General features: G+C 73.4%; 12 protein-coding genes and 1 tRNA gene. 5 read left to right on the top strand and 8 right to left on the bottom strand.

Going from position 1 to position 12531, the window contains the following annotated elements:
- Window positions 1–5 precede the first annotated feature (5 nt).
- The 6 genes from ACF061_RS09950 to ACF061_RS09925 form a co-directional block, all read right to left on the bottom strand.
- The gene (locus ACF061_RS09950) at window positions 6–752 is read right to left on the bottom strand and encodes a TrmH family RNA methyltransferase (protein ID WP_392266335.1); all 747 of its coding nucleotides are present in this window, start codon (window positions 750–752) and stop codon (window positions 6–8) included.
- A complete protein-coding gene (locus tag ACF061_RS09945; RefSeq protein WP_392266334.1) occupies window positions 749–1960 on the bottom strand; it encodes an HTTM domain-containing protein in 1212 nt (403 codons plus the stop codon). Before ACF061_RS09945 ends, ACF061_RS09950 begins: the two co-directional genes overlap by 4 nt.
- Window positions 1957–2952, bottom strand: a complete 996-nt coding sequence (locus ACF061_RS09940) for a DUF5819 family protein (RefSeq protein WP_392266333.1) — start codon at window positions 2950–2952, stop codon at window positions 1957–1959. Before ACF061_RS09940 ends, ACF061_RS09945 begins: the two co-directional genes overlap by 4 nt.
- A gap of 332 nt (window positions 2953–3284) precedes the next feature.
- On the bottom strand, window positions 3285–3632 hold the full coding sequence (locus tag ACF061_RS09935; protein WP_392266332.1) for a rhodanese-like domain-containing protein: 348 nt from the start codon (window positions 3630–3632) through the stop codon (window positions 3285–3287).
- 66 nt (window positions 3633–3698) lie between these two features.
- Window positions 3699–4547, bottom strand: coding sequence for a hypothetical protein (locus tag ACF061_RS09930; RefSeq protein WP_392266331.1), 849 nt, complete (start codon window positions 4545–4547; stop codon window positions 3699–3701).
- Window positions 4548–4667: 120 nt separating this feature from the next.
- Window positions 4668–6146, bottom strand: a complete 1479-nt coding sequence (locus ACF061_RS09925) for a DUF2252 domain-containing protein (protein WP_392266330.1) — start codon at window positions 6144–6146, stop codon at window positions 4668–4670.
- A 549-nt stretch (window positions 6147–6695) separates the two neighbouring features.
- On the opposite strand from ACF061_RS09925, the gene ACF061_RS09920 reads away from it, so the two are divergent.
- A complete protein-coding gene (locus tag ACF061_RS09920; RefSeq protein ID WP_392266329.1) occupies window positions 6696–7532 on the top strand; it encodes a carbohydrate-binding protein in 837 nt (278 codons plus the stop codon).
- 234 nt (window positions 7533–7766) lie between these two features.
- Here the strand turns inward: ACF061_RS09920 and ACF061_RS09915 are convergent, their stop codons facing one another.
- Complete coding sequence (locus ACF061_RS09915) at window positions 7767–8267, bottom strand: DUF3293 domain-containing protein (protein ID WP_392266328.1); 501 nt, start codon at window positions 8265–8267, stop codon at window positions 7767–7769.
- Between the two features lie 500 nt (window positions 8268–8767).
- Window positions 8768–8851: transfer RNA gene (locus ACF061_RS09910), tRNA-Leu, on the bottom strand.
- Window positions 8852–9309: 458 nt separating this feature from the next.
- Here ACF061_RS09910 and ACF061_RS09905 point away from each other — a divergent pair.
- From ACF061_RS09905 to ACF061_RS09890, 4 genes are all read left to right on the top strand, one after another.
- Window positions 9310–9432 (top strand): hypothetical protein, encoded by a 123-nt coding sequence (locus ACF061_RS09905; RefSeq protein WP_392266327.1) that lies wholly within the window; start codon window positions 9310–9312, stop codon window positions 9430–9432.
- The gene (locus ACF061_RS09900; protein WP_392266326.1) at window positions 9420–10283 is read left to right on the top strand and encodes an FhaA domain-containing protein; all 864 of its coding nucleotides are present in this window, start codon (window positions 9420–9422) and stop codon (window positions 10281–10283) included. The genes ACF061_RS09905 and ACF061_RS09900 overlap by 13 nt, the downstream gene beginning before the upstream one ends.
- A 10-nt stretch (window positions 10284–10293) precedes the next feature.
- Entirely contained in the window at window positions 10294–10839 is a 546-nt protein-coding gene (locus tag ACF061_RS09895) for an FHA domain-containing protein (protein WP_392266325.1), read from the top strand.
- Window positions 10840–10979: 140 nt separating this feature from the next.
- A complete protein-coding gene (locus ACF061_RS09890; protein WP_392266324.1) occupies window positions 10980–12509 on the top strand; it encodes a Stp1/IreP family PP2C-type Ser/Thr phosphatase in 1530 nt (509 codons plus the stop codon).
- The last annotated feature ends 22 nt before the right edge of the window (window positions 12510–12531 follow it).

The raw sequence follows: 12531 nt of genomic DNA, 5'->3' as shown, positions 1-12531 counted from the left end.
CGTCCTCAGGGTGCGCCCCCGGTGGCGCTCCAGTGGTACAGCGCCATCGCCACACTGGTGGCGAGGTTGTAACTGGAGACCTGGGGGCGCATCGGCAGGGCCACCAGATGGTCGGTGCGTTCCCGCAGCTCGGCGCTGAGCCCGCTGCGCTCGGAGCCGAAGGCGAGCACCGCGTCGTCGGGCAGCTTCAGCCCGCGGATGTCCTCGCCCTCCGGGTCGAGGGCGTACAGCGGCCCGCGCGGGAGCTCGGCCACGGTCAGCCGCTCCACGGTGGTCGCGAAGTGCAGCCCCGCCCCGCCGCGCACCACCATCGGGTGCCAGGGGTCGAGGGTGCCCGTGGTGACCACCCCGGTCACCCCGAACCCGGCCGCCAGCCGGATCACCGCGCCGGCGTTGCCCAGGTTGCGCGGCTGGTCCAGGACGACGACCGGTGCGCTGCGGGGGGTGCGCGCGAGCGCCCGCAACCCCGCCTCCCGGGAGGGCCGTACGGCCAGCGCCGCCACGCCGGTGGGATGCGGGCGCGGCACCAGCGACGCGTACGTCTCCCGCTCCACCTCGGTCAGCAGCGCGTCCAGGGTCTCCCGCACGTCCGGGGCCAGCTCCTCGGCGAGGGCGAGCGCCGCCCGCCGGTCGACGGCGACCGCCACCGGCACCCGCGCCCCGAAGCGCAGCGCGTGCTTGAGCGCGTGGAAGCCGTCGAGCAGCACGGATGCCTCGGCGAACCGGTGCCAGTCGCGTACGGGGTCGGTCATACCGGGAAGCCTACGCGGGCGGGCTCGCCGTCCTCCGGGGAGCACGGCTTTGCCGGCTCGGCGCGGACCGCCCGGCGCGGCAGAGCCGCCCACCCGCGTGCCGCGAGATCGCCCAGCCGGAGCAGGAACGCGGTGGGCAGGAAGACCGCGTCCGTCGCGATCATCGCCAGCGAGAAGAACGGCAGTCCCAGGACGACCGCGATCACCGCGTGCTCGGTCATCATCGCCACCAGCAGCACGTTCTTGACCCGCCGGTTGAACAGCGTGAACGGGAAGGCGACCTGCACGATCACCGTCCCGTACGTCACCAGCAGCACCATCGTGCCGCTGGCGGACATCAGGTCGGCCAGCGCCGGCCAGGGCGAGAAGTAGTCCAGGTGGAGCGGGTAGTACACGGCCGTGCCGTCCTGCCAGCGCGAGCCCTGGACCTTGTACCAGCCGGCCGTCGCGTAGATCAGGCACGCCTCGGCCGCGATGACGAGCAGCGCGCCGTTGTGCACGATGCCGGCGACGACGTCGAGCAGGACGCGCGGCTCGGCCGACCGCGCCCGCCGCCCCACCACCCAGTACAGCCCCTGGCCCAGCCAGAGAGTCCACAGCAGCGCCGGCACGAACCACTCGCCGTCCAGCCTGCCCGCCGCCGTGACCGCGGCGAGGGCCAGGCCGAGCACGCTCCACAGCAGCGGACCGGCCCGGTCCGGAAGCCGCTCCCCGCGCTCGCCCGCCGCCCGGACGCGTTCGGCCCGCCGGGCGTCCAGCGACCACACCTGTCCGCAGCGGGTGAAGACCAGGTAGATCGACATCAGGTGGAGGACGTTGTCACCGCCGTCGCCCACGAAGACGCTGCGGTTCTGCAGCGAGAGCACGCCGATCATGAAGAGCACGGACATCGTGCGGGTGCGCCAGCCCAGCAAGAGCAGCAGGCTCGACAGCGCGGCCAGCGCGTAGACCGTCTCGAACCACAACTGGCCCCGGAACCACGTCAGCGCCGTGAAGGCGCCATTGTCGGAGATGAGCTGCCGGGCGAGGTCCCAGCTCCACGGGCCGTCGGGTCCGTACAGTTCCTGGCGGTGCGGCAGCTCGCGCAGCAGGAACAGCAGCCAGGTCGCCGAGAAGCCGATGCGTATGACGGCCGTCTGGTACGGGCCGAGAGCCGCTTCGGTGACCCGGGCGATCCCCCGGGAGACGCAGAGCGCGACGCCGTTCACCGCACACCTCCCCGCGCCTCGTCGGCCGGCACCGTCCACCAGGGCAGCTCGCGGAACGAGGGCGCGGCGGAAGCCTTCTCGGTGCTCCACCGCGGCGGGAGCACATTGGTGGTGCGGACGCGGACCTGGACGCGCTCCAGGGCGCCCCCCTGCCCGGCGGCGTGGTCGCGACCGAGGCGCAGGACGACGATGCGGCGCAGGTACTGCTCCGACAGCGAGCCGCGCAGCCCGACCGGACGGTTCTCGCCGTCGTGCGTGGCGGCGTAGACGTCGAAGGCCCGGCGCAGCTCGTTCTGCTGGGTGTGACTCGGCACCGGGTTGCCGTCGATGGCCCGGCCGTCCTCCGCGGAGAGGTCGTACCAGCCGGTGGTGCGGGCGCTGCCGTCCGGCGTACGGGTCACCGCGCGCACCTGCACCCCGACGTTCTGCTGGAGCGGGTTGGGCGCGAACAGCTTCCAGTTCTGCTCGAACTCCGGATAGATCCAGTCGTCGACGGCCTTGCCGTGCTGTTTGGTCACCGTGTTCGAGGGTGCGATGAAGAGGAACACCGTGCCCAGGTGCACACACGCGGCCACCGTGACGACCGCCAGCGCCAGCGCCGCACCGATCTGGTACCGCGGGGAGAGCGCGGCGACCCCACCACGGGCGGCGGCCGCGTCGACGGGGGCCGGACCGGCGACGGACTCTGGAACCACGTCCGTGCCGTCAGCCCCGTCCGTCCGCTGCGTCCCGTCCGTCCCCCGAGATTCGTCGGTCCGCTGCGTTTCGTGAGCCTCATGCGTCCCGTAGGTCCGCTGCGTTCCGGGCGCCTCGTGCGTCCCGGGCGCCTCGTGCGTCCCGTCGGTCCGCTGCGTTCCAGGCGCCGCGTGCGTCCCGGGCGCCTCGTGCGTCCCGTAGGTCCGCTGCGTTCCGTGCGTCCCGTGAGGCTCACCTGCCCGTTCGGGCCCTTGCCGCCCGCCCGGCCCGCCCGGGCCCTCCTCGTGCGCGTCCATCCCGCCCCGATCCCCGATCCCGGTCCGTCTTCCCGCCGCGCGGCCAGTCGGCAGCCCGGCAGCCCGGCAGCTCGCGGGAGGTGGGACGGCGCACCGCCGCACCCGCCCGCGCGCACCGTTCCCGGGCGCCGCACGGAACGGTACTCAGGCCCGCCCGCCGGGCACAGCCCCGGTCGGCACGGCCACCCGCCCGCGACCGCGTTTCGTACCGCTCTGGGTTCCTTCACCCGTACGGTGCCGCCGGGAGCCCTCCGCCGGACGGCGGGCGCGCACGTACCGGGCCGGGCGGTGGTGGCCGGAGGGGACGGAGGAGGACGCGCCCCCGCGACCGGTCAGAGGACGTGGCCGGGGCGGCCGTCCCCGGCCACCACGGGCCTGCCCGAGGCCGCCCACGCCTGCATGCCGCCGTCGACGTTCACCGCGTCGATGCCCTGCTGGACCAGGTACATCGTGACCTGGGCCGAACGCGCACCGGAACGGCAGATCACGTTGACCCGCCCGTCCTGGGGCGCCGCCCCGGTCAGCTCGCCGTAACGGGCCGCGAAGTCACTGATGGGGATGTGCAGCGCCCCCTCGGCGTGACCCGCCTGCCACTCGTCGTCCTCGCGGACGTCCAGCAGGAAGTCGTCGTCCTTGAGGTCCGTGACCTCGACCGTGGGAACACCAGCTCCGAAATGCATGGTTCCGACGCTACCCGAAGGCGCGGGCGGGAAAGTCGCCGCGCACCGGGCGCAAGGCGCCGGCCGTCACCCCTGCGCCAGCAGCGCCGACAGTTCCGACTCCCGTGCCGTCACGTCGTCGCGCAGCTGCCCGGCGATCTCCTCCAGGAGGCGGTCGGGGTCGTCGGGGGCCAGCCGGAGCATCGCGGCGATCGCGCTGTCCTCCAGTTGTCCGGCCACCATCGTGAGCATCTCCTTGCGCCGGGCCAGCCACTCCAGGCGGGCGTAGAGCTCCTCGGCGCGGCTCGGGCCCTGTTCGGCCGGGGCCGGGCCGGCGGCCCACTCCGCGGCCAGCTCCCGCAGCTCGTTCTCGTCACCGCGGGCATAGGCGGCGTTGACGCGGGTGATGAACTCCTCACGCCGCTTGCGCTCGTCCTCCTCCTGCGCCAGGTCGGGGTGGGCCTTGCGGGCCAGGTCGCGGTAGAGGCCGCGGGCCTCCTCGCTGGGGCGCACCCGCTGCGGGGGCCGCACCGGCTGCTCCGTGAGCATCGCGGCGGCCTCCGGGAACAGTCCGTCCCCGTCCATCCAGCCGTGCATCAGCTCCTCGACACCGGGGATCGGCAGCAGCCTGGCCCGTGCCTCCTGTGCCTTGCGCAGGTCCTCGGGATCGCCGGAGCGCGCGGCCCTGGCCTCGGCGAGCTGTGCGTCCAGCTCGTCGAGGCGGGCGTAGAGCGGGCCCAGCCGCTGCTCGTGCAGCCGGGAGAAGTTCTCGACCTCCACCCGGAAGGTCTCCACCGCGATCTCGTACTCGATGAGCGCCTGCTCGGCGGCCCGTACGGCCCGCTCAAGCCGCGCCTCGGGCCGCGCCGCCGCGTCCTCGGACGTCGCCCGGTCCGCTCCGGCGACGTCACCCTGCTCTGCTTCCGGGGTCGTCACCCGACCAGCGTAGGCCACGGCGGCGGCGCGCCCGCCCGGGCCACGGGCGCCGGGCCCCGGGAGTGGCGACCGCCCGGGACCCGCGCTCCCGTCCCCGCCGGAAAGAAGGGCGCCCGGGACCTACACCCCCATCTCCGCCGCGAGCCGCCCGGACCGCACCGCCGCCACCAGTTCCGCGTGGTCCGCCTCGGTGCGGTCGGCGTAGGCGACGGCGAACGCGCCGATCGCCTCGTCCAGTTCCTCGTTCTTGCCGCAGTAACCGGCGATCAGGCGCGGATCGGCGCTGTGGGCGTGGGCGCGGGCCAGCAGCGCGCCGGTCATGCGGCCGTAGTCGTCGATCTGGTCGGCGGGGAGGGCGGCCGGGTCGACGCTGCCCTTGCGGTTGCGGAACTGCCGTACCTGGTAGGGGAGTCCGTCGACCGTCGTCCAGCCCAGGAGGATGTCGCTCACGACCTGCATCCGCTTCTGGCCGAGCACCACCCGTCGGCCCTCGTGCGCCGCCCGGGGCGCCGTGAAGCCGACGGTCGCCAGGTGCGGCACCAGCGCCGACGTCCTCGCCTCCTTCACCTGGAGCACCAGCGGCTCACCGCGGTGGTCCAGCAGCAGCACGACGTAGGAGCGGGTGCCCACACTGCCCGTGCCGACCACCCGGAACGCGACGTCGTGCACCGCGTGGCGGGCCAGCAGCGGGAGCCGGTCCTCGGAGAGCGTGGTCAGGTACTGCTCCAGCGACGCCGCCACCGCCGCGGCCTCCGCGTCCGGTATGCGCCGCAGCACCGGCGGGGCGGGCACGAAGCGGCGCCCGCCGTCCTCTGTCCGCTCCGTCGACTTGGCCGCGAACCGTCCGCTGGTGTTGGCCCGCGCCTTCTCCGAGACCCGTTCCAGGGTGCCGAGCAGGTCGTGGGCGTCGGTGTGGGAGACGAGCTCCTCGTCCGCGATGGCGTTCCAGGCGTCCAGGACGGGAAGCTTGGCCAGCAGCCGCATGGTGCGCCGGTAGGCGCCGACCGCGTCGCGGGCGGCCTCGCGGCAGCGGTCCTCGTCGCATCCCGCCTCCCGGCCCGCGAGCACCAGGGACGCGGCGAGCCGCTTGAGGTCCCACTCCCAGGGTCCGTGCACGGTCTCGTCGAAGTCGTTCAGGTCGATCACCAGACCGCCGCGGGCGTCGCCGTACAGGCCGAAGTTGGCCGCGTGGGCGTCACCGCAGAGCTGGGCGCCGATGCCGGTCAGGGGGGTGCGCGCGAGGTCGTACGCCATCAGGCCGGCCGAGCCGCGCAGGAAGGCGAACGGCGTCGCCGCCATCCGGCCGACCCGGATCGGGGTCAGCTCGGGGAGGCGGCCGTGGTTGGACTCCTCGACCGCCGTCACCGCGTCCGGCCGGCCGGGGTCCGCATCGAACTCCGCGTGCGCGGACCGCGCGACCCGTCCCCGCAGCGCCTTGCCCTCTCCCTTGGGCGAGGGTCCGCCGGGCCACCGCGCGAACCCGGGCACCGCCGGCACCCGCCCGGCCGGCCCGGCGCCCCCGGCCGTCGGCACCGTCTCCCGGGCCGCCCCGGCGCCGGCCCCCGCCGTACCGCTCCGCCCCACCGTGACCTCGGTCATCTAGACCGCCCTCCCCGTCCAGTTCATGCCACGTCAACGCGCCGACCGTACTCGGACCGGCCAGCGCGCGCACCGCGCCGACCACTGACCGACACCACCGCACCAGGACGGCGCCCCGACCCGAGGCCGCCTCCGCCCAGCACCGGCCGGCCGACCGCGCCCCGGACCGGAAGGGACCCCGGCCGCGACCGCCCGCCGGGACCGGTCCACCACCCACGGCCAGGACCGCGCACCGCCCCCGCCAGAACCACCCACCCCCGCCAGGACCGCGCGCCACCGCCAGGACCGCGCGCCACCGCCAGGACCGCGCGCCACCGCCCGCCGGGTCCCGATGCGGGCTACGCCCACGCCCCCGCCCATAACGCCGTGCAGGGGGCCGAACGGTATCTGCACGGCCGCCACCTGCGCGATTACAGTCTTCCGCGATCACCACCGGAGCGCGTCCGCCCACGACACACAGCCTGCCCCGCGCGGCGGGCGCGCTCCGGGCTCCGAAGTCATGCACGTCCCGTCCTTCTTCCCCCCACCGAGGAGACCGAGGAACCCGCCATGACACCAACCGATCGCGACGACTCCGGCCCCGAGCGCTCGATCAGTCGCAAGAGCCTGCTCAAGGCCGCCGTCGCCGCCGGTGCCGCCATCCCGCTGCTCTCGGGCACGGTGGCGCTCGCCCGGGACTCCGCCTCCCCTGGACGGTCCCTCCCCCCGACACTCACCTGCGACGACGGCGACGGCCCGACGCACGACCAGATCGAGGGCCCCTACTTCAAGCCGAACTCCCCGCTGCGCACCAACCTGGTGACGGCGGGCACCACCGGGACCCCGCTGACCGTCAGCGGCTACGTCTTCGGCCGGAACTGCGTGCCGCTGTCCGGGGTGCTCCTGGACTTCTGGCAGGCCGACAACGCCGGCAACTACGACATGTCGGGGTTCACCCTGCGCGGCCACCAGTTCACGGACTCCAAGGGCGCGTTCACCCTGACCACGATCGTTCCGGGCCTCTACCCGGGCCGCACCCGACACATCCACGTCAAGGCCCAGGCCCCCGGACAGCCGATCCTCACGACCCAGCTGTACTTCCCCGGCGAGCCGCGCAACAGCACCGACAGCCTGTACGACGCGTCGCTGCTCATGAACGTGCGCAGCGCCGGCAGCGGCAAGGAGGGCACCTTCGACTTCGTGCTGAACGTCAACGGGACGCCTGGGCCGGGCGGTCCGACCGACCCGCCGACCGACCCGCCCAGCGGCACCTGGACGCCCGGCCACGCCTACGTCGCCGGCGACCACGTCACGTACGCCAACGTCGCCTACCTCTGCCTCCAGGCCCACACGTCCATGGCCGGCTGGGAGCCGCCCAACGTCCCCGCTCTGTGGCGCCGCGGCTGACCGCCGTCTGACCGCCGTCTGAGAGCGCCGGCACACCGGCCCGAGGGCCCCGCAGGTTCGCCGATGCCTGCGGGGCCCTCGGCCGCCCGCCGAAGACGGTGAGCGGCCGAGGGCCCCGACCACAGGACGCGACGGGCGGCCGAAGGCCCGACCACCACAAGACGCGACGAGCGACCTGAAGACCCGACCACAGGACGCGACGGGCGGCCCGAGGATCCGGCGCGGTCGGTGCGGCTACCGCGTGAGGAGGGTGGCGTGCCAGTCGGCGACGACCGTGTCCTGGGCCGGGTCGGTGCAGGACAGCAGCCGCCAGGACCCCGGTGACCAGGCGAAGACGGCGTCCTGGCCGAACCGTCGGCCCAGCGCCCGGGCCCGGGCGTCGTCCATGCCGACGACGGCCGCGCTGATCTCGGCGTGGGTGCCGGCCGGGTCGCCGCCGACGGCCGGCCACCACCGCAGCCGACGAAGGCCGAGCTGGTGCAGCAACTCGTGCTGCGCACGGAGGTTGGCGGGCGCGCCCGCCTCGCGGCCCAGGGGGTTGAAGGCGGTGACGACGTGGATCGTGCGCGCGCTGCCCAGCGGGTACGGAAGTCCCGGCGCGCCCTCGGGGGAACCCGGTGCGACGCGAACGGTGTGCGCGGGGAAGGCGATGTCCACGACCGCGCGCAGGTACCGCGGCCACTGGTGCGGCTGGGGACGGAGCGCGGAGCGGGCGGAACGGGAAACGGCGGGCACCGGAGTCTCCTTCGGAAAGGGACCCCCTTACCCGCCGGCAGGGAGATCTGTGGGCCGCGGACGCGGGACGATCTCGATCTTCAGGCGCTGAGGGCCTGACGGCGGCGATGCTGCCACACGATCGCGTCGGAGGTCCAGGAGCCGCCTCCGGCCGGCTCCCGGCGAGCCACCGGGAGCCAACCGCCGAGCGGGAGGACCGTGCACGGCTCCGGTGATCCGGCCCGCTCCCGCGTCCGAACCACTTCCGTCCCGACCGCGCCCCCTCCTTCCGCACCATGCGGTGAGAGAGACCTCACACCGACAGGAGAGACGTACGGTGAAGGACGCGGCACGGCGGCCCGAGGACCCGGTCCGGTCGGCCGTGCGCCGCACCGCCGGATCCCTTCCGGGCCGGAACGGCGGCCGGGCCACCGCCGGGGAAGGACCACGAACGGTTCTCCTCCGAGCCGGGAGGACAACGAGAAAGGGCCCCCACCTGATCGGTGAGAGCCCTTCCGCTGTGCGCGAGGGGGGAGTTGAACCCCCACGCCCTTGCGGGCACTGGAACCTGAATCCAGCGCGTCTGCCTATTCCGCCACCCGCGCATTGGGTGTGTCTTCCGGCTCCGTTCCCTTTGTTTCGGGCCCGGCGCCTTCCGACATGCAGAACATTAGCACGGCCCGGAGGGTGGATTCACATCGCTTTCCCTGGACAGGGGCCCGGCGGGTGCCGGCCGGGCCGGGCCCACGCCCGGGACCGGCCGGGCCGCGCGCGCACCGGCCGGAGGCCGCCGCTCCGTATCAACCCGTGTCCGTTCACGTATCAACCTCGTACCGGTCCCGCCCGTCTCCCAAGGAGCCGGGCCGGCTCCACGGCCGGGTGCGGGACACTGGTCTGCGGCCGCCCGTACGATCCTGGGCAGAAGTACGGCACAGCGGTGCTTCGCGGAGTTCGGGGACGAGCTCCACAGGGAACCTCGGAAGACAGCTTCCGCGACCGACCGCGGGAGGCGTCGACAACCGTCGACGGGGCCGACAGGGGGAACCAGCCGATTCACCGCCGCGTGGATACGATCAGTAAGCAGTACCAGGTAAGCAGTACGCAGCAGCACGAAGGCAAGAACCGCAACACCGGCAAGACCCGCAGCGACGGCCACCACGGAGGAGGTGCCCCATGGGAGTCCTGAAGAAGTTCGAGCAGCGTCTCGAAGGTCTGGTCAACGGCACCTTCGCCAAGGTCTTCAAGTCCGAGGTCCAGCCTGTGGAGATCGCGGGCGCGCTGCAGCGCGAGTGCGACAACAACGCGACCATCTGGAACCGCGAGCGCACGGTCGTCCCCAACGACTTCATCGTGGAGCTCAGCGCGCCCGACTACGAGCGGCTGAGCCCCTACTCCGGCCAGCTCGGCGACGAGCTCGCCGGCATGGTGCGCGACTACGCCAAGCAGCAGCGCTACACCTTCATGGGACCGATCAAGGTCCACCTGGAGAAGGCCGACGACCTGGACACCGGTCTGTACCGGGTGCGCAGCCGCACGCTCGCCTCCTCCAGCAGCCAGCAGGGCCAGCAGGCCCCGCAGCCCCCTCAGGCCCCGGCCGCGCCCGGCCGCCCCGGCCCCGCCGGTCCCCAGGGCGGCTACGGCTACCCGCCCGCCGCGCCGTCCGCGGGCGTGCCCCCCATGCCGTCCGCGCCGCCGCCCGGCGGCCGCACCGGCGGGTACGGCTACCCGCAGCCCGCCGCCCCGGCGAGCGGCGGACGCACCCGCTACTGGATCGAGATCAACGGCACTCGCCATCAGATCTCCCGCCCGACGCTGGTGCTGGGCCGCAGCACCGACGCCGACGTGCGGATCGACGACCCCGGCGTGTCCCGCCGGCACTGTGAGATCCGGACCGGAACGCCCTCGACGATCCAGGATCTCGGGTCCACCAACGGCATCGTGGTGGACGGGCAACACACCACCCGCGCTACGCTCCGCGACGGCTCGCGGATCGTCGTGGGCAGCACCACCGTTATCTATAGGCAAGCCGAAGGGTGAACCGGGGGCAATGTCAGAGCTGACCCTCACGGTCATGCGGCTGGGTTTCCTGGCCGTACTGTGGCTGTTCGTGATCGTGGCCGTGCAGGTCATCCGCAGCGACCTGTTCGGTACGCGCGTCACCCAGCGGGGGTCCCGCAGGGAAGCCGCACGGCCGCAGCAGGCCGGGCGCCAGGCGGCGCAGCCCCCGCAGCAGCGCGGTCAGCAGGGCGGCAGGCAACAGGGCGGCCGGCAGCAGGGCGGCGGCCGGCAGCGCCGCAACGCCCCGACCAAGCTCGTGGTGACCGAGGGCACCCTCACCGGCACCACCGTCGCGCTGCAGGGCCAGACGATCACCCTGGGCCGCGCGCACGACTCCACGATCGTGCTGGACGACGACTACGCCTCCAGCCGTCATGCCAGGATCTACCCGGACCGCGACGGCCAGTGGATCGTCGAGGACCTCGGATCCACCAACGGCACCTACCTGGACCGGTCCCGGCTGACGACCCCCACACCGATCCCGCTGGGCGCGCCGATCCGCATCGGCAAGACCGTCATCGAGCTGCGGAAGTAGTGCTACGTCATGAATGAGCGCGAGCGGAGCGAGCGCGCCCCGGCGGCCGGCACCCAGGGCCCTGGCGCGCTCCCGACCGGAGGGTGGGCAGTGTGGCTCGACACGATCGGCTGTACCCCGAGCCGACGGGCGAGGTGCGCATGAGTCTGTCACTGCGCTTCGCCGCCGGATCGCACAAGGGCATGATCCGCGAGGGCAACGAGGACTCCGGTTACGCCGGTCCGCGGCTGCTCGCGATCGCCGACGGCATGGGCGGCCAGGCGGCCGGCGAGGTCGCCTCCTCCGAGGTGATCTCCACCATCGTCCCCCTCGACGACGACGTCCCCGGCTCGGACCTCCTCACCTCGCTCGGCACCGCCGTGCAGCGCGCCAACGACCAGCTGCGCGCCATGGTCGAGGAGGACCCCCAGCTGGAGGGCATGGGCACCACCCTCACCGCCCTGCTGTGGACCGGTCAGCGGCTCGGCCTGGTGCACGTCGGCGACTCGCGCGCCTACCTGCTGCGCGACGGCGTGCTGACCCAGATCACGCAGGACCACACCTGGGTGCAGCGCCTGGTCGACGAGGGCCGCATCACCGAAGAGGAAGCCACCACCCACCCGCAGCGCGCCCTGCTGATGCGCGCGCTCGGCAGCAGCGAGCACGTCGAGCCGGACCTGTCCGTCCGCGAGGTCCGCGCCGGCGACCGCTACCTGATCTGCTCCGACGGCCTCAGCGGCGTCGTCTCCCACCAGACGATGGAGGAGACCCTCGCCAGCTACCAGGGGCCCCAGGAGACCGTGCAGGAGCTGATCCAGCTCGCGCTGCGCGGCGGCGGCCCCGACAACATCACCGTCATCGTCGCCGACGTCCTCGACCTGGACACCGGCGACACCCTCGCCGCACAGCTCTCCGACACCCCGGTCGTGGTCGGCGCGGTCGCCGAGAACCAGAACCACCTGCACGACAACGGCATCATGCAGACCCCGGCCGGCCGCGCCTCCGGCCTCGGCCGCCAGGCGCCCGGGCAGGGCGGCGGCGAGTTCGGCCCGCCCGGCTCCGGCGACACCACCGGCTACGCCCCCGCCGGCGGCTTCGCCGGCTACGGCGACGACGACTTCGTCAAGCCGCGCAGGGGCCGGCGCTGGCTGAAGGTGTCCCTCTACAGCGTGCTCACCCTGGCCGTCATCGGCGGCGGCCTCTACGGCGGCTACCGCTGGACGCAGACGCAGTACTTCGTCGGCGCCAACGACGAGCACGTCGCCCTCTACCGGGGCATCAGCCAGGACCTGGCCTGGGTGAAGCTGTCCAAGGTGGAGAAGGACCACCCCGAGATCGAACTCAAGTACCTGCCGCCCTACCAGCAGAAGCAGGTCAAGGCGACGATCGCCGAGGGCGGCCTGGAAGAGGCCCGGAAGAAGCTCGACGAGCTGTCGGTGCAGGCATCGGCGTGCCGGAAGGAAGCCGAGCGCAGCACCGCCGAGAGCAAGAACAGCTCCAAGCCGGCCCCGGGCAAGGCGAAGACCACCACGGGAACCACCCGCACCGCCTTCACGTCCAAGGTGACGACACCGCCGGCGTCGAAGCCACCGTCGTCCCCGTCCACGTCCGCGACCGCGTCCACACCCGGCCCAGGCCCCACTCTCTCGGAGGAAGAGCAGAAGGTCGTCTCGGCGTGCGGTAAGCAGTAGGCAAGCCGTGAGAGGCCCTGTC

Source organism: Streptomyces sp. NPDC015220 (assembly GCF_043079345.1).
Taxonomy (GTDB): Bacteria; Actinomycetota; Actinomycetes; order Streptomycetales; family Streptomycetaceae; genus Streptomyces.
The sequence above is the reverse complement of the archived record's forward strand: the minus strand, read 5'-3'. Positions and strand labels throughout refer to the sequence as shown.